At 39.1% G+C, this 24,749-nt stretch carries 18 protein-coding genes; 4 read left to right on the forward strand and 14 right to left on the reverse strand.

Features of this window, described 5'->3' with window-relative positions; translation table 11 throughout:
• Window positions 1–390: 390 nt before the first annotated feature.
• The 6 genes from HUK62_RS00340 to HUK62_RS00365 all read right to left on the reverse strand — a co-directional run bounded on the left by HUK62_RS00340 (window position 391) and on the right by HUK62_RS00365 (window position 11,883).
• Window positions 391–855 (reverse strand): 3'-5' exoribonuclease, encoded by a 465-nt coding sequence (locus tag HUK62_RS00340; protein WP_034699324.1) that lies wholly within the window; start codon window positions 853–855, stop codon window positions 391–393.
• Between the two features lie 211 nt (window positions 856–1,066).
• Window positions 1,067–4,102 carry a DEAD/DEAH box helicase family protein gene (locus HUK62_RS00345; protein ID WP_176536782.1) on the reverse strand — a complete coding sequence of 1,012 codons (3,036 nt, stop codon included), beginning with the start codon at window positions 4,100–4,102 and terminating at the stop codon, window positions 1,067–1,069.
• 3 nt (window positions 4,103–4,105) lie between these two features.
• Entirely contained in the window at window positions 4,106–5,791 is a 1,686-nt protein-coding gene (locus HUK62_RS00350; protein ID WP_176536783.1) for a DUF262 domain-containing protein, read from the reverse strand.
• 12 nt (window positions 5,792–5,803) lie between these two features.
• Window positions 5,804–7,843 (reverse strand): site-specific DNA-methyltransferase, encoded by a 2,040-nt coding sequence (locus tag HUK62_RS00355; protein ID WP_228723720.1) that lies wholly within the window; start codon window positions 7,841–7,843, stop codon window positions 5,804–5,806.
• A 15-nt stretch (window positions 7,844–7,858) separates the two neighbouring features.
• Window positions 7,859–8,653: a DUF4391 domain-containing protein gene (locus tag HUK62_RS00360; protein ID WP_176536784.1), complete on the reverse strand. Its 795-nt coding sequence runs from the start codon at window positions 8,651–8,653 to the stop codon at window positions 7,859–7,861.
• Window positions 8,650–11,883, reverse strand: coding sequence for a helicase-related protein (locus HUK62_RS00365; RefSeq protein ID WP_176536785.1), 3,234 nt, complete (start codon window positions 11,881–11,883; stop codon window positions 8,650–8,652). The genes HUK62_RS00360 and HUK62_RS00365 overlap by 4 nt, the downstream gene beginning before the upstream one ends.
• A gap of 495 nt (window positions 11,884–12,378) precedes the next feature.
• Here HUK62_RS00365 and HUK62_RS00370 point away from each other — a divergent pair, with 495 nt between their 5' ends.
• The 4 genes from HUK62_RS00370 to HUK62_RS00385 all read left to right on the forward strand — a co-directional run bounded on the left by HUK62_RS00370 (window position 12,379) and on the right by HUK62_RS00385 (window position 16,292).
• Window positions 12,379–13,452 (forward strand): XRE family transcriptional regulator, encoded by a 1,074-nt coding sequence (locus tag HUK62_RS00370; protein ID WP_034699304.1) that lies wholly within the window; start codon window positions 12,379–12,381, stop codon window positions 13,450–13,452.
• Between the two features lie 200 nt (window positions 13,453–13,652).
• Window positions 13,653–14,435: a multiubiquitin domain-containing protein gene (locus HUK62_RS00375; protein WP_176536786.1), complete on the forward strand. Its 783-nt coding sequence runs from the start codon at window positions 13,653–13,655 to the stop codon at window positions 14,433–14,435.
• Between the two features lie 11 nt (window positions 14,436–14,446).
• Window positions 14,447–15,847 (forward strand): ThiF family adenylyltransferase, encoded by a 1,401-nt coding sequence (locus HUK62_RS00380; protein ID WP_034699303.1) that lies wholly within the window; start codon window positions 14,447–14,449, stop codon window positions 15,845–15,847.
• Window positions 15,840–16,292, forward strand: coding sequence for a DUF6527 family protein (locus HUK62_RS00385; protein WP_176536787.1), 453 nt, complete (start codon window positions 15,840–15,842; stop codon window positions 16,290–16,292). The genes HUK62_RS00380 and HUK62_RS00385 overlap by 8 nt, the downstream gene beginning before the upstream one ends.
• Before the next feature lie 219 nt (window positions 16,293–16,511).
• On the opposite strand, the gene HUK62_RS00390 is transcribed toward HUK62_RS00385, so the two are convergent.
• From HUK62_RS00390 to HUK62_RS00430, 8 genes are all read right to left on the reverse strand, one after another.
• A complete protein-coding gene (locus HUK62_RS00390) occupies window positions 16,512–17,597 on the reverse strand; it encodes a hypothetical protein (protein WP_176536788.1) in 1,086 nt (361 codons plus the stop codon).
• A gap of 104 nt (window positions 17,598–17,701) precedes the next feature.
• A complete protein-coding gene (locus HUK62_RS00395; protein WP_176536789.1) occupies window positions 17,702–19,306 on the reverse strand; it encodes an IS66 family transposase in 1,605 nt (534 codons plus the stop codon).
• 74 nt (window positions 19,307–19,380) lie between these two features.
• Window positions 19,381–19,716 (reverse strand): IS66 family insertion sequence element accessory protein TnpB, encoded by a 336-nt coding sequence (gene tnpB, locus HUK62_RS00400; protein ID WP_004642106.1) that lies wholly within the window; start codon window positions 19,714–19,716, stop codon window positions 19,381–19,383.
• On the reverse strand, window positions 19,713–20,096 hold the full coding sequence (locus tag HUK62_RS00405) for a transposase (RefSeq protein ID WP_043974824.1): 384 nt from the start codon (window positions 20,094–20,096) through the stop codon (window positions 19,713–19,715). The genes tnpB and HUK62_RS00405 overlap by 4 nt, the downstream gene beginning before the upstream one ends.
• 466 nt (window positions 20,097–20,562) lie before the next feature.
• Window positions 20,563–21,093: a hypothetical protein gene (locus HUK62_RS00415; protein WP_176536791.1), complete on the reverse strand. Its 531-nt coding sequence runs from the start codon at window positions 21,091–21,093 to the stop codon at window positions 20,563–20,565.
• 28 nt (window positions 21,094–21,121) lie between these two features.
• A complete protein-coding gene (locus HUK62_RS00420; RefSeq protein ID WP_176536792.1) occupies window positions 21,122–22,117 on the reverse strand; it encodes a TniB family NTP-binding protein in 996 nt (331 codons plus the stop codon).
• Window positions 22,117–24,033: a Mu transposase C-terminal domain-containing protein gene (locus tag HUK62_RS00425; protein WP_176536793.1), complete on the reverse strand. Its 1,917-nt coding sequence runs from the start codon at window positions 24,031–24,033 to the stop codon at window positions 22,117–22,119. Before HUK62_RS00425 ends, HUK62_RS00420 begins: the two co-directional genes overlap by 1 nt.
• The gene (locus HUK62_RS00430) at window positions 24,023–24,658 is read right to left on the reverse strand and encodes a TnsA endonuclease N-terminal domain-containing protein (RefSeq protein ID WP_176536794.1); all 636 of its coding nucleotides are present in this window, start codon (window positions 24,656–24,658) and stop codon (window positions 24,023–24,025) included. Before HUK62_RS00430 ends, HUK62_RS00425 begins: the two co-directional genes overlap by 11 nt.
• Window positions 24,659–24,749 lie beyond the last annotated feature (91 nt).

Genomic DNA, 24,749 nt, shown 5'->3' on the forward strand with positions numbered 1-24,749 from the left:
TTAAGCTAAAAGTGTCAACACACCCTAATTTTAAAATGCATTGCCTTTTAGGTAGATTTTTCTTCAAATGACCACTTTTCTGCATACAAACTTGTATACATCATGTGTTCCAAATCAATTCATTTCGCCTAATTCAATCGATTGATCTGAAAAATTGTGCACAGATTAAGCGCAATTTTATTGCCCATCTGCGCAGCAAAAAGCCCGCAATGTGCGGGCTTTTTGTTTTGTCCTTAACCGTACTTAATGTCAGTTGTAGGATAAGTTTATAAAAAAATGGCCCAGCCCCCGCTCAACTAAGCCTTTTGAAGCATAAGTCTATAAATTAAATTGTAGGATAAGATTATAAAAAGCCGCCTTTAGTCAGGCAGAGCTAAATTCAAAGCTCACTCACTTTGTGATCTTATTAGCGTACTTTAATGCATAATCTTTGCTCAAAGCTCTAGCATCAGCTAATGCATTGTGGGGAATCGCAGAATTCTTTGTCGTGAGCGACAAATCGAGTAGGAATCCTAATACAGGCACATTGATACATTGCCCTTGCCCTAAGAGCAAAATACGGTTAAATAACTCTATATCTGAAGGATAGTCAGCTACAATAGTAATGCTCTCCTCTCCTTGAGAGTTCACTTCCCATAAGAAACTACACAGCTTGTTCACTAACTCCCACATAGGGATAGCGGATTGCCCTAAAATTGGCAGAACATGTTGTACAACAAAAGGACTAGGATTCTGACAGTTTACCACTTCATAAAACTCATATTTGCCGTCGGCAGACACTAAGCCTAATGAAATCAACTCACCTGTACCTTGATCATGCCAGCCATTAAATTCACAATCCAAGAATAAATGCATTTTTTATCTCACGATATATAGACATAATTTTAGAACGCTCTCCGATTCTCTATGAATTATCTACTGACATTTACTGTTTTGTACCAACATATCGTAAATCAAAATGTAAACTAACTATTCGCCATTGAATCTGTTATCAATTGCATCATCTAAAGCCACCCATTCAATCACATCAGTGGGCATTAATGCCCACAATAAAAATTCAAGACAATTAACTATCCACGTACCCCATAATTCCATCTACGTTTGTAGATTTTATATATTTTGCTGGGTTAGTGGCCTTGTTACCTAACTCGTTAAAGTGCTTTTCACCACATTTGATTTTAGCCCCCTCAAGATGGCGTAAATCATCCCACCAAGTACTACTTTTAGTCTCAACGACAAAGTAGAGTTTTTCCTGTCCTTGATCGTCAATTACAACAGCCCAGTCAGGATTATAGCTTCCTAAAGGAGTTGGAATTTTGAACCATGCAGGCAGTTTTGCATAAACCTTAACTTTCTCGTTCTTCTCCAGATCCTCGGCAAATGACTTCTCAATTCCAGCAGAGTCATAGACCACATGAGTGTAAACAGACTTTTGCGTTTCCAATGTATTCTTGAGATAGCCTTTCAGCTCTTCTTGTTGGAATAGCTCTTGAGCATAAAAGTGATCGTCGCCGATCTTGGTGTACCGAATACCATCAACCAATGCTAAACGTTTAGTTCTAATAATGGCTTCTGAACAGTAGTCGATAAATTGTTGGGGATTTCGTTTAAAGTCCTCTAATCGCATACTATCTCGTAAGATTTGAACAATGCTTTTCCGAGTAAGCTGCGTTTTATCTTGAAGATCTGTGATGATATCCGGTAGCTCAATATCATGTTCATGAATGGTCGTAAAACCAGAAGTGGAAGTTTCTTCGGCTATTACACCACCCTTACCAATGGCAATATCAGCTTTCCGGAATTGAGCCCTAGTTTTGGTAATTGGTGGGCAATGACGTATAGCTTCAGCACAATCATGGATGAGTTTTTGGTTATCGAATTCAACACGATAAGTGGTTTTATATTTAATTCGCTCCCAGAGGGCTTTAAACTCTTCAGATTGAAGAACAGCCTCTCTGGTACGAATAATCTGACGGTCATCTGCATTCTTGATGTCAAGTTTGCCTGCAAGTTTACGTAATAGGCTACTGACATTTGTCTCGATGAGTTTCGCTTGCTCCTCTCCATGCAAATCAAGCAGAGTTTGCTTTATGGCTGGAGGTAATTCGAAGCTACTATCTTTTAATACTTGTCTCAGTGAGTCTTGTACTTTGCCTTTTGAGTCAATGTATTCAGCTGATTTTAGAAAATTCCATATTTGCTCAGATTGCTTAACACCAAGCGGGGAAACATTACCGTTATCATCGGCAATTTGAAGCGTCGCGAACTGGTGTGATTCAACGATGCCGAAGCGAATCCCTGTTTCTTGCTCGATTTCCTTTTGTAAGTTATCAGCAAATTGTTCATAGCTTTCAGTTGCAATAACTGTCAGGGTGTTGATGTCATGACCACGTAGGCGGTTACCACTCTGATCTACACATAAACGTAAGCCACGGCCAATAGTCTGGCGGCGTTCACGTTCTGTTCCCATATCTCGCAACGTGCAAATTTGAAAGACGTTAGGATTATCCCAGCCTTCTTTAAGAGCAGAGTGGGAAAAGATGAATTTCAGTTTGGTATCAAAGCTGAGAAGTTTTTCCTTTTCTTTCATGATGAGGTTATATGCACGTTCTGCATCATCACGACCAGACTGGTTGTTCTCGGCTGTTTCAACGGATCGCCCTTTTTTGTCTATAGAGAAATAACCGTTATGAACCTCGGCTGCATTCGCTTGTAGATCAATCTCTCCAAAGAGGCTTTGGTAATCTGAAGACTTAGCTAATTTGCGATATTCCTCTTCAAAAATCTGGGCATATTTTCCTTTTGTTGGGTTGCCTTCAGCATCATATTGTCGATAGTGCTCAACACTATCGATAAAGAAAAGGCTTAGCACTTTAATGGGGTTATTATTGGCAGCAAAGAGAAGCTCTTTATCCAGATGTTCTTTGATGGTACGACGAATCATTAGTCGCTTGATTTCATCTGGATCAATACCGCCGATGCTTTCCCCTGGAAGCAAAGTTTTATCGAATCCATCACCTCTTATCTCAATAGACTCATTATTTTTTCCGCAAGTTATAGTCCCAACTTGCATGTTTTCATAGATTGAACGCCCAGTGATTTGTTCTAATGGGGCGCCATCCTCAACAGTCACTATTTGCCGCTTAATCGTTTTCCCACTTTGAATATCGAGTTCAACTTTCGCAGTAATAGAGCCTTTTTGGTTGTGAGTCGACTCTAGGCGAATGTACGGTTTATTATGACCGCTCTCTATCTCTAGTGACGCCACTTCAATCTGTTTGACCAGACCTCGTTCATAGGCATCTACTGCATCTAAACGAAAGGTCATGTGATGTTTATCAACATGGGTTGCCGAGTAACGGAGGGTGCAAAGTGGATTCATTGCATCTAGTGCCTTTTTCCCAGCGCCGCTTAAGCCACCATCCACACTTTGAGGTTCATCAACAATAACAATTGGGTTAGTAGCACGAATCAAATCGATAGGCTTTTCACCACCAGTATTTTCATTTTCTTTATAAATGTTGTTTTTATCAGCTTTATTGATGGAGCCAACAGTTGTAACCATAATCTGAATATTGGAGCTGGTCGCAAAGTTGCGCACTTGACCTAATTTTGATGAGTCATACAGGAAGTATTCGTAACCTTTGGCTTTTGGATAAAGTCCTTCAAAATGTTCCTGGGTGATTTGTAACGTCTTATATGTACCTTCTTTAATGGCAACTGACGGGACAACAATAACGAACTTGGTAAAACCATAGTTTTTATTAAGCTCGAAAATGGTTCGAAGATAAACGTAGGTTTTACCTGTACCGGTTTCCATTTCTACAGTGAAGTCACCGCTAGTAAGCTTTTCAGTAGGTTTTAGACCATTTCTAAGTTGGATATGGCGTAGGTTTTCTTCAATTTCATCATCAACCAGCAGTAATCGGTTGCCAACGCCTAATTGGTTCTCATCCATTCCCAATGATAGGTTGGGACCAGAGTCTGGGCGAAAAGTAACTGTAAATTCTGAGCGAGATACCTCTTGTCCTTTGAATAGACTTACTACTGAATCAATAGCAGCTTGTTGATAATCTAAGTTATCTTCAAAATGCAGTTTCATTTTTCAAAGTCTCCAACCGTCTTTCATAACATTTAGTAGATCTGCTTGACGTTTTTCTAATACTGTTGGGGTCCATTCAGGTGTGTGAAGAACTTGGGTGGTTAAAACATATGATGAGACACCATGATAGCCTGAGAAATAAGCAGTTTTCTTTTTGCCAAAATCAAAATTTTGAGCCTTAGCATTGCGTCGCATGGTCAGTGGGACAAGATTGGCTATCTTGTGTACCCAGCTCTTTCTAAGACTCTCATCAGACCAGGTTGTTGCCCATTCGCTTGATGGGTCAACAGTTTGTGGAAGTACATGCTCAATTGTAAGTACGGTAGGATCGTAAGATGCAGCCCCATCTGACAGAAATGCATCCAACCGTAATATCAAGTAGTTGCGTCTTCTAGCAGTCATTTCATAGATATCACTGTTTAAAGCAGCGGTCATCTTTTGCCTTTCCACATCTGTTAGTTCAATAGTAGCTATGGGAGAAGCTAACGAGTGATTGTTACCCAATTCAGCAATAACTTTGTTGTAACGCTCTATTCGTTCATTAATGTTGTATGCACATATGTGCATAAAAGCGGCAAGGCGTTCTAGACGTTGAAAGAACCATGCTACATATAGAGGGTCATCTTTCTTACTTGATAAGAAACAAATGGCGACAGGAATCCAATCAGAGTTATCAATCCTATTAAGCCACTTCAAATAAGAGTTAACCTCTTCTGCTTTAGTAACAGCCTCATAGCGACATTGCTTAACTACTGCTAGTGCTACTGCATAAGGTTCTAAAATGTCGCTGACAAGCGTTTCCGGGTGAGGCACTTTGGATAGTACATGCTCACGGAACTCATCTAGTAATGTGCGCTTCGCTTTAGCTTTCGCATAGATCATCCGGATATAGTTAAAGAGATCATTAAATCCGCTTCTACCAAGTTCAACTTCCATGTCTTCCCAGCGATCATTGTAAGCCTCACGATCAGCATCCGTTTTTAGCTTCCCAATCACATCTGCTTTGAGAATATCTGTGGGCTGTAAATCTAAGCCCCTGCTATTCATCACAGAAAACACTCGAAAAGCTGATTGTTGACTTGGAGTTGAAACTGCCACGAGAAAACATCTCTGTAGTAGGAAAGCTACAAACTGTTTAATTCTATTCGGATCATTTAGAAGGGCTGTCTGGATTTTATTTCTAAATAACAGACTATTCCGTTTGATATTCAGCTGAGACTCATTCTCAAGCCCCCTATCATCGAGTAAAAACAGCTCATCAAATTTTAATCCTTGAACATACTTTAGGAAAAAAGCCTTATCTCTCTCTCTAAGAGTTAGCCTTGGTTTTGGCTCAAGCCCCTCAAACTCATTACCTGGTTCCATAATATATTTACAAAGAGTATCTCTTTGGCTACCTTGCATAGTGGCTGCCAGAACAGAAAGAAGGATAGTTAATGTTGTTAGTCGTTGTTGACCATCAATAACTTCAGCATATGGGGATGACTCTTCTTTGATAAGAACGATACTACCGAGGAAATATCCTTCCTCAAGCTCGGAAGAGTGGAAGTCAAATAGATCATCAAATAACTCTGCTGCCTGATCAATCGCCCATGCGTATGGACGTTGGTACGATGGAATAACATACTCAAAGTCAGAGCTGAATATCTTAGCTAAAGGAAATTCGGCACCACTAATTTTTTTGCTCATGCTTATATTCCCTTACAAACTACGGACATGGCTAATACCATTCTGTTCCAGAATGGCGACCATATTAGTTTTTGAAACGTCATCACTGAAAGCACTATCACGGAAGAACACATGGGTTTCACTGAATGGCTCAAGTTCTTTGTACCAATTGATAAGTGCTTGAGCGATATCTTCAACTTGATGGCGGGAAATAGATTCATCTAAGCAAGCGAATAGTGCCCCGTAACCAATACTATAAAGATTCTTGCCTGAAACCTCACGCTTTTCGATAGGTGCTGTCAGATCAACACCTCGTTTGAGAAGTAGCTCGTAGAGGATATCTTGTTCAGTTCTTTTTCCAATGAGATGTTCTTCATGCGATAACAATGTACTTTCGAGATCTGTGTGATCAGGACTCCACATTTTGATATTCGATGTAGACAATTTAAAGGTTTTGAATCCAATATCAATGACAGATTGTGGGTGTTGTTCCAGTAGGCTGACTCCAGCAGCTTTTATACGTGCTTTACATACTTCTGCAATATTTGTTGGTAGCTTATTAATTTTGCAGAACTTGTGTGCCGATTTTTGCTCATTTTTAGACTCATCAAGAATTTCTGGTAATTGAACTAAGATAAAACGACGTTTAGTTTGATCCTCATGGTTTAGATTCATACAGGCATGTGCAGTAGAGCCTGATCCTGCAAAAAAATCTAAAACTAGATCATTCTCTTTTGTGACAAGGTTTATTAATTTTGCCAACACATCGGTATTTTTAGGGAATTGAAAAACGCCTTCATCGAGTAGCTTTTCTACTTGTAGTGTTGCTGATCGACCATCTTGGTAAAAGTGTGAGTTAAACGGTTCTAATGCCGTCTCTTTTAGATAGCTTTTACGATTAGGAATAGTTGTCTCATCCTCTCCAAAATGAATTCTTGGAGGGTTTTGTGATAATGCCCAGTTTGTTTTAGCTTCATCCCAACGCCATCCTGTCGACGGTTTTTTACATGAAAGTCCAGTAATCGGATGAAATATGTCATGCCGTGGACGACTGTCACGTCCATCATCGGGCCCTGCAAAATTATCAGGGAAATACAACCCTCTTTCATCTGACCAGTTATAGTGTTTATGCGCTTTCCTAGGATCAGAATCTTTAAGATTTCGATACCATCCCATCATTTCATCACGAATTTTGGAATGGTCAAAACCGTATTTTTCTCTTAGAGTTTGGTATTTTTCTAAAACCTCATCTACACCTTCTTTTCTGGTGCGCCAAAGACCAGACTCAATCGCTTGAGTTTTATCTTTTGCATAGCAAAGAATGTATTCATGTACAATTGCTACTAGTTTAGAGTCGCCTTTCTTAGATTTTTGCCAAACTATTTGTGCAACAAAGTTTTCTTCGCCAAAGATTTCATTGCAGATTGCTCGTAAGCTAAGTATCTCGTTTTCATCAATGGAAATAAATATTGCACCGTCCTTAGTCAATAAGGACTTGGCAAGCCTTAGCCGTGGATACATCATGTTTAGCCATGCTGTATGTTTTCGACCGACTGTTTCAGTATTTGAGGATAATTTGATCCCCTCATCATCAACTTGCCCTGTATACTTGAGGTAGGTTGAGAGATCATCTTGGAAGCGATCCGGATAAATAAAATCTTTTTCTTTATTGTACGGGGGATCAATATATATCAACTTAATCTGATTGGCATAACTCTTTTGTAGTAGCTTGAGCACTTCAAGATTGTCACCCTCAATAAATAAGTTTTTAGTAGTATCCCAATTAACGCTTTCTTCAGGGCATGGAAGTAATGTTCCTGTTGATGGGCTTAAAGCGATCTGACGAGCCTTTTTCTTTCCATGCCAATTTAATCCATACTTTTCTTCACCCTCATCCAATACCTGAACATCACCTAGCAGTTGGCGCAGAGTTTCAAAATTAACGCCATTCTCAGTAAATGCATCGGGTAGCAGCTCTTTCAAACGCTCGATATTTTCCACAATGATGTTTGCACTTTGACCTTCTTCTGGAGTGACGTGCTTCATGGTGTTCTCACTTTGTGAATTACTCATATCTTCAATACCTTTTTAGAGATTAGCCTTAAGACGGGTTATCTCATCATTAATCTTTTTAACCTGAATATTTAGCTCAACTTGCTTACCCATTTGCTTTTCTTTTTTCAGTTTATTAGCAAGCTCTGCTTTTTTAAGCCCAAGCTTTTCTAGCATACGAAGTATTTTCAATCTGCTTGTGGATGTATCTTGAGATCCATCAATATTAAATACACCGCTATACTCAACACAGCTCAAAGCCACAATACGTTCGATCAGTGAATTATAAAAATCATAGAACGACTTAAATGAAAAACTACTAACACTTAGGCTCTGAATAAAGTCCTGTTCAGCAGGGCTTGGAGCATTTAATTTAATCCATGGTGTTATGAAGCTTTCTTCGATAACCCATTTAGTTTTGTCCGCCTGATTGATACGTTTACCCGAAACACTCATGGCAAGATTGAGATCAGCCGCATCATTATGAGTGAATAATAGAACAAGTGGGTAAGGTATAGCTCGGTTTACGAATTGAGTAATACGCTTGATTTTGCTCGGATTGGATAACTCAAAATGTAGGACTGCTATCTCAGAATATTCTCGTTCATCATTAATGTAGGCAGGAATATTGATTGTGTTCGGCTTAAGTGTATAAAGCCAACGAATTTTCTCAATATCATCCTTGAGGCAGAGTTTATCTGTAGCATCCAGAATACTTTTCTGACCGTCTGTAGCATCTGAAAATAGCTTTTTAAAAATGGGCTTACCAACAATGCAGCTAGCGGGAATCCTCAGGCTATTCAAAAAGACTTCAAATACTTGGTCATTCATGACTCACCACCTGAATTGTCAGTAAGAATCAGGTAGGAAACAACAGCAAAGTCCTCTATACCTTGGCTACTGGTTGCACTTAAAACGGTACCGCCTCTAATAAATAAACTTTCAATTCCTTTTTCCTCGCTCTTGCCAGCAATATTATCCACCGCTACAGCCAGTAAATGCTGATAATGTTCCATATCTTGTCCATGACGGGTGCGACTCTCCATGAGCTCAACTGCTTGTGAGGCCACAGTCGTATGCGTAAAGGCTTGTCGCTTAAGCAGATCGATAATCTTTTTGCTTTGAGTAAAGTTTAACTCAACGACAGCATTATCAGATACATATACAAGAAAGTATGGTGCAAGAGGATAGTTTGAATCCACCTGTACGGCTTCAGTGCCTGTCCGGATATTTTTTAGGCAAAAAACAACACCTGGTTTAATGCCTTCAGCAGCAAGTACCTTGTCGATCGGTGTAACTGAGTAGAAACCAAAAGGGGCATTTTCTAGTTTTGCTAAATTTTCCTTCTGGTTGATGTACCCAGATAGATCCATACGGAAATCATTTAGGGTTAAGTCCGTAATGGATACACCACCTGTCATATCTTCTAGGTCTACTACAGCATCTTTAAGCTGCTGTAATTGTTTCCTACGATATTCCAAGTCGTTCATTTCTTTTGCATTTTCATCAATGACGTTTTCTTCGCCTGTAGCAGAAATATCAAGCAGCATCATGCGACCAGAAACTTTAGCCTCGAGATTGATATATTCATCAAGTTCCATGTTTGGCCAGAAGTTAACGAGCTGAATTCGTGTATTCTTTGAGCCAAGGCGGTCAACACGACCAAAGCGTTGAATGATTCGTACTGGATTCCAGTGAATATCGTAATTAATGAGAGTGTCGCAATCCTGAAGGTTTTGTCCTTCACTGATACAGTCCGTGGCAATTAACAGATCGAGCTGTGTTGTCGCATTCGGATCAAGCTTATGCCGCTCTTTAGAGACTGGTGAGAAGGTGGTCAGAATATTATTAAGATCAATACCTAGACCTGATAGCGTGGTTTTGTTAGTACCACCACCGGTGATTAAAGCACTATGGATACCTAGCTCTAATGATGCCCATTGAGCAATGTGGCTATACAAGTACTGTGCCGTATCAGCAAAGGCTGTAAATACAATTACTTTCTTATTGTCTGGGTTAAGTGGATTGCGAACTTTTGCAGCAATAGTTTGTTTAAGTAACTCAAGTTTTGCATCACGTTGAGCAGTAACACCTTTTGCTGCTTCAACGATGCTCGATAGGAAAATTTTGTCAGCTTCGAGCTCTTGTCTGAAACGAATTAAATCCATGTCCTGCAATAAAACTTTGGTTTTATTGCCAATCATGAATTGCTCAAGCTCTGTAGACTCTAATTCAATATCTTGAAGCTCTTCGATATTTAGTGCATCGATAAGGTCTGAATCATGATCATCAATTTTGCTAAGAAGACTCTCGACTTGGTTTAAAAGTTTACTAACGGTTAATGTAAAAGAGTGAATTGAGCTTTCCATTCGTTTAAGCAGGTTAACACGCATTAAGTGGATTAAGCTTTCCTCACGGTCAACTTGTCGGAAAACGCCTTTGCCGCCACCAACAGCTTTGTCATAGCGTCGAGCATATTCTTCTTTTTTATCTATTCTGACGAACTTAAGTGGGGAGTACCCAGCTAATGACAGTTTACGAATGGTTTTGTTGACCTCTTTTAATGGAGGAAATTCATTAGATAGGTCGATGTCTGAATAAATATTTTTTGGTGGCAATCTTGTTGGAAAGCGACCAATGTCGGCAGTGCCGTAGTACTTCTCGATATGTTTGCGAGAGCGAGCAATGGTGACAATATCTAGCAACTTGAAGTAATCAAAACTCATGCTATCAAGCAATGTTGCGGTAGTACGGTTTTCTACAGGTTCACTGACCCATTGATTGAATTGCTTTTGGGCTAATTTTAGTGTGGACTCAATGCTTTTGATGCCAACCTCGTTAAACGCTGTATCTTGGCCTTCTGTAATAAACGCGACCTGATTCTTAAGATCATTCATTCGGTTATTTACAGGTGTAGCAGAGAGCATCAGAACTTTTGTCTTTACCCCAGAACGGATAACGTCGTTTAGCAGACGTTCGTAGCGCGTTTTACCTTCAGCTTTATTTGGATTATTTCTAAAATTGTGTGATTCATCAATTACGATTAGGTCGTAATTATTCCAGTTTAGAGTTTCTAGATTGATCTCGCCAGAGTAGCCTTTACTTCTACTTAGATCGGTATGATTTAGCACATCGTAATTGAATCGATCACTGGCAAGAAGATTGCGCTTGTCATTGATAATGTACATGGTCCAGTTGTCCCTTAATTTTTTCGGACAGAGAACTAATACACGATCATTACGGAGTTCATAGTACTTAATAACAGCAAGTGCCTCAAAGGTTTTACCTAAGCCAACACTATCTGCAATGATACAGCCATTGTGCTTCTCGAGTTTGTCGATCGCTCCAAGAACGCCATCCTTCTGGAACTTATAGAGCTTATTCCAGACTATCGTATCCTTGAATCCAGTTTTACTTCGGATAATGTTCTCTTCATCTATATCCTCAAGGAAATCTTTGAAGAGATTAAAGAGTGTCAGGAAATAAACAAAATTTGCTGGCTGATCTGCAGCAATATAATCCAGTTTCTCAATTAGCTCTTTTTTTATGCTTTTAGAGTTAATCTCATCTGCCCAGATGCTGTCGAACCAGGTTAGTAACTGCCGAGAGCTTTCTGTATCAGTAAGCCCCATATTCATTTGCAAACTATTTGAACCAATATCACCTAAACCAATAGGAGAAATGGTTGCACTACCATGGATCGCAAAGCTCACCTGTTTTGATTGGAGGTGGATAAGGTTTTGTGTTACTTGCTTAGTCAAGCTGGCTTTAACTTCAATCTTTCCACGGATCCATTTAGCGCATTCCGCAGCTACTCGCTTCTGGTCAAGTTGGTTCAGTAATCGTACTTCATGTGTTGTGCCGATTAGTGATTGTAGGCTCTGTTCTTGCCAATCTGTTAGATATAGGCGAGTTTGATCAACTTTAGATAATTCTTTTTTAAGGGATGAGAAGCCGTATAAAGTGAATAGGCTAGAAAGAACAGCAAGTTTTGAGCCCTCAAAAGAATGCTTTTTCAACTCAGCACCTACATAACCCCTGTTTTTATTGTCTAAAAGCATTCCCCAAATATTCCTAAATTTTACCAATTAGTCTTAGCAAGAATATAAAATTTCTTGAGAAGTTTATCATCTAGTAAGTACATAACTAGAAGTTTTATTAAATTTAAGCGACAAATAGTGTCGCAAATCAAGTTTTAGGATCCAATCAAAAGTTATTATATGGATACAATGTTGAAAACAATTAGGGGTTAATGAAATCTATTTTTGTCAAACTATAGCTAGAGCCCCCTACATCAGAACTGTTTTTTTATTGATACGGGAGCTGTTTTTGGAGGTTTCTTAACTATCAAGGAACTTTAGAAACATAAAATATTCCAAAAAAAATCTATATATAGTATTTTTGAGTAAAAATCATAATAAAACCCACCATATATAGAAATAAAATTAGATTTAGTTATATTTTTAAGAAAAATTGACAGGCATGTTTGACATGGATGATTTTTTCTTCTATTCTTGATATTGAGTCAGAGTGTTTTTTTGATTCGAGGAGGATATATGAGTACATTTAACCCAGACATGTTAAAGATTGCTCGTGACCTAAGAGGCATGAGTCAAACAGAGCTTGTCCAAAATTTGGAAAATAGTATTACTCAAGCAGCATTATCTAAAATTGAAGCAGGTGATTTAAAACCTTCAGAAGAAACGAAACAACAACTTGCTAAGGTTCTAAATTTTCCTGAAAATTTTTTTACTCAGCTTGACCATTTCAAAGTTTCACCGATTAGTCTACATGCCTACAGAAAGAAAGCGACCACAACTGCAAAAATTCTGAGTCAAATTAATGCAGAAATGACAATAAAATCATCAAATCTAAGCGCTTTAAATCTGTTTTCTCATTTAGAAGAAACATTAGAATTACCCCATTATCAAATTCATATTAATGTGAGTACTGCTAGTGAAGCAGCTCGAAAATTACGTAAAGCATGGGGTTTAGGATTAGATCCTATTGAAAATCTAACAAAAATTATTGAAAAATCTGGAGTTTATATATTTTACTGTGACTTTGGTGAGGACCATATTGATGGCGTATCACTACAGACTCAGGATAGCCCTCCCTGTATTTTTCTAAATAGAAATCAGCCAAATGATAGAATTCGATTTACTTTAGCTCATGAATTAGGTCACTTAGTTCTTCATAAATTTGCTCCCTCAATTGATATGGAAGAAGAGGCAAATGAATTCGCAGCTGAGTTTTTAGTACCAACTGAATCTATTAAAGGCCAGTTACAAACAACCAACTTAAAAACTTATGCTGCAAATAAACTAGCTTGGAAAGTTTCCATGGCAGCTTTAATAGTAAAGGCAAAAAATATAGGTGATATTAGCGAACGTCAATCAGCAACTCTCTGGCGTCAAATGAGTATGTATGGCTATAGAAAGGTGGAACCATATCCTCTAGAAAGAGAGTACCCTGAACGTTTTGCAAAATTGATGTTAGAGTTTTGCCAAAAAGATAAAACCAAAATAATTAATGACTTACCATCATTTTTTAACTTATACCCAGAAGATTTCTGCCTGCTTTATCAAGCAGATCTTGAAGTTTTGGAGAAAAGAATGATGGTATCATGAATTAAAAAGCCGACTTTATAAAAGTCGGCTTGGTAGATTTTCACGCAGGAAAGGCATATGGCTCTAAGCCCTACGCACCTCACGTTAGATCTGGATGTAGGAAACCCAATTCTAACGGATAGTTGGACAAGTCGCAAGATTCTTGGCCCTCTGTTGGTGTGCACCTGTTTAACTGAGCCACCAGTAAAGGATCATGACAAATGACCAATAGTAACAGTAACAATGAAAACAATATTCACGGACATGCTATTGATGCCGAGAATATTGAAGTTGACCTTCTCGATCTAGAGAACCACTCCAAAACAGGTAAACCCGTACCTAAAGCTCGTAAATATCGTTTACGTATTGATGATGCATTTTACGAAACAGAAAAAGATGTGCTTACAGGTGCTGAGATTTTAGGTTTAGCTAGTAAATTACCTTCAGACTCTACACTTCGCCAACGTCTTCACGGGGGTAAAGTTGAAACTGTAGCACCAGAGCAAATTGTAAGACTAGATACTCCAGGACTTGAACGATTTATTGTTATCCCCAAAGAAAATACCGAGGGTGAAAATAATATCGTAGATGTGAATATGGCAATCCAATCGACATCCGCTCTTCGACGTGATTTCAGTTTACCAGAAACCGATACAACTTTTCTTGATACAAATCATCCTAATTGGGAGGCAATTACAGATAATGGTATTCCATATATCATCTTAAATAACTTCCCTGTCCCACCTGGCTATAATCATTCCACGGTTAAAGCTGCAATTATTATTACTTCTGGATATCCATTAGCAGCTTTGGATATGGTGTATTTCTTTCCAGACTTAGCACGTGCAGATGGGCGAATGATTAATGCTTTAGCTCCACATACCATTTGTGGACAGCAATGGCAACGATGGTCACGACATTATGGCTGGCGACATGGGGTTGACGATCTAACTATTCATGTAGAACGCATCAAGTCTTGGCTTGATGACGAGTTATGTAAATAAAAGGGTGTCATATGAAATACAAACTTCGTATGACGGGGCAGCAATATGCTGCCCTCCAAGAACACCTATTTCCAGGAGATGGTAAAGAAGCTGTAGCATTAGCTTTATGCGGTCGTTACCATGGGGAAAATTCTCATATTTTGATGATTAACCAAATCATCGCACTTCCATACGAAGACTGCATTCGTACAGAAGATCAGGTTACATGGAAAACTGACATCCTTGACTCAATACTTCCTGAAGCTGAAAAGAAAGGAATGGCTGTATTAAAGATACATAGTCATCCCAATGGTTTTGATAGATTCAGTAAGACTGATGATATTTCGGATCGAAGACTCTTTTCATCTGTATATGCATGGCTAGATGATGGATTTCCTCATATGAGTGCCATTATGCTGCCAGATGGCAGGATTCTTGCCAGAGTTGTGGACCGACAAGGTGGATGGCATACCGTAAATACTATTTCTGTCGCTGGAGATGATTTACTTTTTTGGCATAATGATACTGAAAATCAAAAAACTGCGCCTCAAGCTTTTGAAGAAAAGAATGGTCAATTTTTTGGTGAAGAAACCTATGCACGATTGCGTAAACTATCAGTAGCGGTAGTCGGATGCTCTGGTACAGGAAGCCCATTAATTGAACAGCTAGCAAGATTAGGTATAGGAAATCTTAAGCTTATTGATCCAGATGTAGTTAAAGAAAAGAATCTTAATCGAATCCTCAATACCACCTATCAAGACACAGTTGATGAACGTTTCAAAGTCGATGTCCTAGCAGAAGCTATTGAATCTATGGGTTTAGGAACTGTTGTTGAACCCATTTCTAAAAACCTAATAAATCTTGAGGTTATGCGTCAAATTACAGAATGTGATGTGCTATTTGGTTGTATGGATAGTGTCGAAGGACGTTATTACTTAAATCGCTTAGCAGTTTTTTATTCCATTCCATATTTTGACTTAGGCATACGTCTTGATGCTGATGGTCTTGGTGGCGTTTCATGTTCTTGTGGGAGTGTCCATTACCTACAACCAGATAAATCAAGTTTGATTGGTCGAGGAATGGTATCACTTCAGCTTGTCGGAGATGAGGGTATGGCTAGAAGGAATCCTGCCGTATATGAAGGGCAAAGACATGAGGGTTACATGCGTAATGTCCATGTTGAACGTCCTGCTGTAATCACATTCAATATGATGATTGCTTCGATGGCTGCCAATGAATTAATTGCAAGGTTATATCCAGGCTTTAGACGAGTTAGTAATGCTGATAGTGCAAGGCGCACTTTTGATTTTCGAGAGAATGACCATATGTGTGAATCCGATGGAGAATTTTGCCCTTACCTAGCAAAATATGCAGGTCGAGGTGATACACCTCTATTCCTTGAAGATTCAGCTCCGGAATTCCAACATGCCTAAATCGTTAAGCCTGATTTTACTAATATTCCTAATAGGAATATTAGTAATACTGTGTATTTACCATCGACAAATATGGCATTTTTTCTTTAATAATAGACAGCTCAAGGATATTTCAACAGAAACATCTAATATTGATGAATCTCATTCGTCAGTACCACGTTATAAAGCATTAATCTTAAATGATGATGCAGAAATTCCCTCTCCACTACATTCTCATACCGTTTACATCATCGGTATTAAAGGGAATGAGTGGCTAGCAGTCTTTGAATGTCCATGTAGCTGCGGAGCAAAAATCCAATTAAACCTTTTGCCCGAAGAAAGACCTCGTTGGAAGTGGAAAGTACACCATAATAGTACCATTACACTAACCCCATCCATCTGGCGCAAAGTGGGATGTAGAAGCCATTTTGTAATGAGAGATGGCCTTATTATTTGGTGCAAATAATAGAGAAGGATTTACGATGTGATTTATTACAAGAAGGTCTAAGAGCTTCTTGTAAAATTATGAGAGATATAGATTGTAAATCTATATCTCTCAAACACCTTTTATCAGATTAGATCAAGTCAATAAATTTTTTGGATCATTAAGACCCAAATTTCTAGAGTAAAGAAAATAAGAGGGTTGATAAGAAATCAATAATGGCCTCTTTCTTTGGCTAATAAATTAATAGTTATTTAAAGTAAAATCCGTAAATTGCTTACAACTTAAAGGATGCTCAACATCATGGGAATACCCAAATTCGATCTGACCGGCTTGCATAGCTAGAACTAATCGAACTATTGAGTAACCTCTGCGCTGCATACTTGTCATTGATAGTGCTCCCGAAGGTGGCGTCTTCTTCCGTGCTTTCTGGCACAAACTCACTATCAGCTGTTGGCATTGTACTTTATCAATGATCCAATCTCGGTTGAACGTATCTGGGCGCTGAAGCGTATGTAATATACCAGCATCTAACAACTGCTTTAGCTGATATCTTGTGAGCTGTAACGCCTCACAAGCCTCATCCATCGTCCAATTTGAGGATATTTGCATTGCAAGACCCTCAACCTGTTCACGGGAATAGTGCTTTTTCCCTTCAAAAACACGAGGTGTAAGCTTTTGTTGTTGTACTAATTTATCTACTCTATCTGGATGACAATTAAGAATTTTGGCAGCTTCCTTTTTGGAAACAACATTTCGTTCTCGGGTAGTTAACTGGATGCGTGTTATACGCTTCGACTCTAAGACACTAGGCCAATAATTCTCTATGTAATGGTCAAATTCAACTTTTATCCGAGCAATTCCCTTGTTTTCACTCTGACGATGTAGAGACTCATATAAATCCCTAAAATGTTTATTTAGGCCACCGACTCCTTTATTACTCATCGGATGCTCAAGATATTGATTGAGAAACTTGTAGTAAGCATCTGGCCAATTCTCAAACATTGCCCATACGTACTGATAATGTTGAACAAGCTCACCATTCGTTATCGAAAGAGGTTGAAACGAACCACCCAATAACCTTGATCTATAATGAACAATAAAATGAATTAAGCTAAGAGATTCTCGGAGCTCCAAGCCTTGTAGAATTTCAGGACAAGAAATTCCATTTCCTCCTTGTAACAGTGCTTCAATATATTGACTGAGTTTGATTGCCTCAAACGGAACAACATCACTTAATGAGTTGATAACATCAGTATCATCAAACTTATTTAAATACCTACGATACCAATTTAGTCGTTTGCCAGTACCAGAATGCATATCTATCAATAATTTTCCATGTCGAACACATGCAAGGTATGGCAATAAGCTCCATTCAAATCTACAAAACCCAAATTCTTCGGTAAGCGTCCGCTGAACCCCATGTCTATTTTTTAATTTGAGTTGGATTTCCAGCGGTGTGGTAGCAATTCTTCTATTTGGGTCACTTTATGGGTCGGCAATCTTTTCAGCACATCACTTAAATAGGCATACGGATCCAGCCCATTCAGCTTTGCTGACTGGATTAAAGTCATGATGTTTGCCGCTCGCTGACCACTACGCAGCGAACCTGCAAATAACCAGTTCTTACGTCCCAACGCCCAAGGCCGCACCTGGTTTTCCACCCAATTATTGCAAATCGGTAGATTGCCATCATCCAGATAGCGGCTTAAAGCTGGCCAACGCTTCAGAGTGTAATTGATGGCCTTGGCGGTTGGAGAACTCGATGGCACCGTCAGTTGATGCTGGTTGAGCCATTCATACAGTTGTTGCATCACCGGTTGACTATGCTGTTGTCGGTATTCGCGGCGCTGTTCTGCTGTACCATCGGTCTTTCTCCTGAGTTCTGCTTCTATGGCATACAGTTTCTGAATCAGCACTAAGGCCTGTTCAGCGACCTGACTTTTCTTGGTCACATGCAGTTCATGGAATTTACGACGAGCATGCGCCATGCAGCCCACCTCAATGACTTGGCCTGATTTAAAGCGTGCTTTATAACCACTGTAATCATCACAGACCAGATGGCCCTGCCAGTCTTTCAGGAACGCTTCAGCATGCTGGCCTGAACGACTATCCTGAAAGTCATAAATCACGGCTTGAATTGGATTATATTGGGTTGTTGCATAGGCCCAGACATAACCTTTCTTCGGTTTTTTCTCATCATCACTCATCCGCATGATGGTGACCGGCGTTTCATCAGCATGGATCACCCGCTGTTGCAGCACCACCTCTTTTAAAGCATTGGCCAGAGGTTCCAGTTCTACACCGCAGCGACCTATCCAGTCAGATAAAGTTGATCTAGAAAGCTCGATTCCCGCCCGCTGATAGATCAGACGTTGACGGTACAGCGGTAAATGATCTGCGTATTTCGAGACCAACACATGGCTAAGCAGTTCAGGACTGGCAATACCTTTATCAATCACATAGGCGGGCATCGCTTGCTGAGTCAGGGTGTCACACTGATCACAGACCCATTTGCCACGCACATGCTGTTCCTTATAGAACTGTGCCGGTCTGAAATGTAGTTTTTCACTGATATCTTCGCCGATACGACGCAAGGTGCAGCCACAAGCACATTGGGTTGATGTTGGTTCATGCTCGATACGGATGGTGTGTAGATGATCGGGCAGCAGTCGACGTTTAGGTTTGTTGACTGTGGCTTTGTGTGTCGCTGCATCAGTTTTATCTGCATTCAGCCGTTCCAGTTCCAGATCAACAGCGGCAATATCTTCTTCGACCGCTTCATCCCACAGATGGATTTGTTTTGCGGTGAGATGTTCGTTTTTACTGCCAAATTTGTGCTGTTTAAATAGTGCGAGCTCATGCTCGTATTTTTGATTGAGAATGGAAAGATGTTGAACTTTGGCATCCAATTGCTGGTTTGATTTTTCTAATTCTTGATTTGATTGTGCCAAAGACTGATGCTGCATTGCCAACTGCCGGGTAAATTCCAGCAGTTGTTCATGGGTCAGTTGGCTTAAATCAGGCAGTGTATTCATGACCGCAGTATGCCTGAGGTCATGAAGAGAATGAAATAGAACGTTTGGAGAATAGCAGAATGGACCAAGCTAGTTTAGAGCATTGTGACCACTTGCTGTCGTCCAATGCGCTGCCAAGGCAAACCCTGGATCAGTGCCTGTAACTGTTCTGGGCTGAGGGCTACGCTTTCACCCTGGTGAACTTTAGCCCAGTGAAATTTTCCCTGTTCCAACCGCCGGGCACACAGCCAGATCCCCAGTCCATCATGTACCAGCACTTTCATGCGATGGCCACGTTTATTACAGAACAGGTAAGCACAATGCGGTTTGATGTAGCCAAAGGCTCTCACCACCTGAGCCATGGCCGTATCCATTCCTGCACGCATGTCCATGGGCTGGGTAGACAACCAGATTTCATCGATACGGATCATGTTGTAAGTGCCTTGAGTAATTCTGCTAAAGCAGATATTTCTGATACTTGCCATTTCAAGCCAATTTCTGCTTTTGAGTGGGGTAAAGTAATTTGAACCGTTAACATGCCAGTAGGGATAGGATCTAATGGTGCGGAGCAAGATAAGGCAATAAATGCAGGTTTATTCGGTAGTAGTGAGCGATCATTCCCTGGCTTAGCATCAATTAAGCGAATCCATTTGGATACAAGATTTGTATTCAATCCATGTTGCAAAGCGACCGAAGCAATTGAAACCTCCGATGCTTTACACGCCTGAACGATCTGCTGTTTAAATTCAGCACTATATGTTCTTCGTTTTATCGTAAGAGATGCGATGGATGTCTGGTTATTTGTAGTCATAAATTTAAGTTCCCACTTGTTTTTAAGTGAGGACTAAATTAAGGCTTATAGGACGAATTCATAAGGTGTGTTTAGCGGACGCTTACATTCTTCGATACAATCTGGACATACCTTCGGATATTTAACAAGTAGATAGGGGGTATCAATGACGTGTTGAAAAGAATGAAATATTGGCTCAATTTTAGAGGAACAATTTGTTAATCCAAGCTGCAATAAATACACATTAAGATCAAACTCACCAGTTAAAATCTGATGAACTGGTACACGATTATTTTTCCAAGCCAAACCAGCGTGACGCAGCAAATGACCTATGTGCTTAAAGCCATTTTTCTCTGATATTCGAATCAAATAACTAACTAAGCATTCATTTGGTTCGATTCTAGGTCTGGCGAGAAGCATCTCAATGATCTCACAATCGATAGAAAAGTATCCTATAATCACTAAAATCTTAATGCTATCAGTCTATCTATGGAAAGCTATTTCTTTCCTTAATTATTTGAGGATAGATTTTCATCATTTTTTCTTTTGAAGCCATATCCGCAAAATAAAACCCATCTGGCAGTAGTGAAGTACTTAGTCCGAGCTTACTCATAGAGCATTTTATCAAACCACAATATTCCACTTTATTTTTAGTTTTAAATGCTTGCTGTAATGGCTCAAATGTTTTACTAGTATAAGCTTCTGGCCCTACACATGGATATTTAGCTATCTCACCCCATGTCCAAACTTCTGGATATCGATTAAGGCACTTAAAACATTGTAACTGCATAACATCTGAAACTTCTATTTGATCAATACCAAGCTCAAGAAAAAGCCCAGAAATAACCCTATATCTATCAAGGTTGTTAACAGAATAGGTGTAATACCACTTTTTAGAAGAATTTATTAGAAATTTTTTGAAGGCTTGGATATCGGAGAAACCATTTTTCTTTCCTAAATCATTCAAGTAATCATCAAATGTTTGCTGATCATTTGGTCGCGATCGATCAAGTAACACAATGCCTCACCTTGAAACAATTTATCATTTATACTGCCAAACAAAACACTTTATTGCCTTTTGATACGCCAAACTCAACATATTCAGCATCTATAATCGCATTTTTATTTGCCCTATACCCAAAATGCCAGTCTGAATGAACGATGAGTTCTCTCAACACCAACTTGTCAATCGGCAGTAAAAAAGCATTATTTCGCTCATCAATACCATAACTGCTAAGAACCTCAGCAAACAAATCCTTATCTACTTTCATGTCTTCCATTTCAGACATCATCCTAGCATCACGAACAAGATTAGCCGTAGCTGCTAGATTTCCACTCGTTGCACTAAAACACCTTAGCGACATTGTCATTTCTTCCAATTTAATCTTTTTAGAAAGTCCATATGCCTCTGATAAGCACATCAAGAGCCTTCTATAATCATCACGATCCTCGTTACTGCTGATCCTAAAAGGTGGAATGGTATATCGGTATGATATCCGACGTGCTAATTGCTGATTTGATTCAACGAGATATCTACTCCAAGGCATTCCCATAAAAATAATAGGTATCTCTGTATCATTGATTAGGTCTTTAAATAAGTCTGCAATTCCTGTGACAACCTTTGCACTACGACGTTCAATGATCACCTGAATTTCATCAAGGATCAGCAACTCTATGCCAACCACCTTAAGCAACGTAATCAATCGCTCATAAAGTTCACCTTTGTTTCTCGCACCTCGTCCACACTGTGGATCGCCAATAGTTACTAACAACGATCTTAGGAATTCTTCTGGTGTAGAAACTGATCTTAATTCGTAATGTAAAACAGGGATATGTGTCCGCTCCACTTGCTCTATTTTTGGATTATTCTTTGCATAATATTTTGCTAACTCAGATTTCCCACTTCCAGATTCTCCAGTTACCAACATGCAAGAAGCAACACCATATTTTTTCTTTTTATTGCGCAAAGAATCAAATAGATTCACCATTTTTGTAAGAAATGGACTTTTAATGAATGGACGATCCTCGAAAGTAGTTTTCATTAGCCCATACTCCATCCATTTAAGCTGAGATTATCCCCATCATCTTCAAAATCAACTTTCATCGTACGATGTGAATTGTCCACCACAAGGCTGATATTAGGGACACCTGTTTTATCAGATCTTGCGGCTTTAGATGTTGTTACTTGCTTACTTCTTCGAACATTTCTTGCATGATATTCTTCACGCTCTTTAGCAAGTTGAATTTTGGCTTTTTGGAGATTCAGGTTATCAAATTTTGATTGTCGAGCAGCTCTTGCAGCAGCTCGAATCTTATTATGTTCAAACTCAGAAAGATTGGAAGCATAAGAATATTTCAGGCAATCTACTTTTAAATAGACCTTGTTAATCTTATCTAGCACCAAGATATAACCAATATCAAAAGGATTGTACTTTACAGTTACTTCCCCAGGCCCATCTCTTCTATATAAATCTTTAAGAAGACTTGAGTCATAGTTCATCGAAAAAATTTCGATACCACTTTTATTCAGCGTACGTGTGGCTGTAGCTAGTAAAATAGTAGTTAACTCCATTTTATCTTCTACTGGCACTGGAAAGCACTCCTCCGAGCTAACCCAAATTTCATAAGGTGTTAAATCTGAGTCTTCTAGAGGTGTATGGTGATACTCTTCTGTCACCCACTTCAAAAAATAGCGTTTAAACTCTGAAAATGTGAGCGCAGCTTCTTGCCTTGCGTCATAGCCATCACCAGATTTACCAATTTTTCTAACCACGCCAGGCAGATCATCAAGTACCAGTGCATTAACTATACCGAAAAAACGTTCAATACGACTTTTATAGTTACCTTTACGAATCGGACAATACTGAAAAACTGTCCCTATTTCATCCGCAACTGCAATAAATTTCTTACCCCAAAACTCATTAGCATTGTCTGTTACAAGCGTCGAAGGAATTCCATGGGCAGGCCAAGCACCGTCCAATTTCAACTCGTTCATAAAGTCATTTTTCGGTAAGAATGCATTCAAACAAGCCAAACAAACTGAGGCATATGAGGGTGCTTCAAAAGAAATTTGGAATCCAAGTAACATTCCAGAATAATGATCTATCAAAGCAGTGATATTAGGTCGGCCAAGTAAAGTCTTATAGTCATCATGTAGAACATGAATATCCAACTCTGTATGATCAAGCTCAACACGCTCTAAGACTCTAGTAGTAGTTATCCCACTTAATGCTTTAGCAAGCTCCGCCTGCAAAACTCGAGCACCATGTCGGCCTTTTCTCTTAGTTTGGTAAAGCCCACTTAACACACGGTTCTGAACAGTATGATATGTTGGCTTCTGAAGCGGTGCATCAGGATGATCTAAATTGTGTGACATAATTTTAGCTTCAACATTACGAACCACTGAAGCCATTGACGACTGGCTGAGTGTATAATATCGCTTTGCACAATATTCAATAATTTCAACAACTTTAGCATCAATCTTAGGATTTCTATGCCCTTTAAATCGATGCTTAGGATAAAGACCTTGTATCTTTAGACCTGCCTCGACAAAACTAGCGTACCAACTTCTTACTGATTGCCAATGTGGTGCTTTCTCACCTAATTCTAAAGCGACTTCCTCTATCGTATTTCTGGCACTTTTCTCAGTAATTTTACTAATGCCATTTTCTTTAAGCCTTTTGATATATTTATATTTTCTATTGGTTTCACGCTGTTCAGCTTCTGAAAGATCAATAAACTTAATATCCCCAAAATCTCGCGATTCCGCAAGAAATTTGATATCCCCTGAAGCGTAAACTGTACCTAGTTCTTCTCGACTCAATCTAGATACAGCTCCATTCTCAATATCTACTAAAACGACTTCTGCTTTTCCTACAGACCGAACCATAGCACGATGACAAGGAAGACCCTTATTAAACTCAATGATTACACCTTGTTCCCATAACTCAGCAGACATCGAATTTCACCTCTGTTTTCATACTCAATGGCTCAGAACGCATATCAAATCGCAAATACCCTAGCGCAATCCATGAATATATTTCTCTCAAGTGTGCTCGATCACCAAGTCTATGCACTAACTGTGCTAATGGCATCGAATCATTAATATCTTCGGCGCATTGCTGAAGATTCTTCATTTTTAATAAAGGGCGCTTTTTATATTGATAAAGCTTTTCATAGTTCGATAGTAATGGCTGCTGATAGATTTCAATTTCACTCACTATCAAGAAGTCTGTATTAGTACCCTGCAAGAAATTGGAAAAGCGAGAAAAGAGAAATTGATAGTGTTCAGTTTGAGCATTTTCAGAGGGTTTGACCTCCACATATTTCCTAACACCAGAAGTATAAATAACTTCAAAATCAGGTGTATAGATATTAAATTCTCCATCATTATCAGAAACTTCAAATTTTCGAGGTTGCGGAAAATATGTCTCTACCTCAGTGTCAAATTCTAAATGAAGACAATATTTCGACTCTAAGATGGATTCAACAAGAATTGTCTTTCCATCATTAGCCTTTATTGAGGGAAAACGAACAATGTTCTTAACAGCAGATTTCTGAATTTTGCGTGCAGGGCTATTCATTTTCTAGCTCATCCTGAACTTCCTTGTTCAAATTATAAGCTTTTTTATAAGCTTATCCTACATAATTTATAGACTATTCCTACAATTTTAT

The organism is Acinetobacter sp. NEB 394, assembly GCF_013374795.1.
Classification (GTDB): domain Bacteria; phylum Pseudomonadota; class Gammaproteobacteria; order Pseudomonadales; family Moraxellaceae; genus Acinetobacter; species Acinetobacter johnsonii.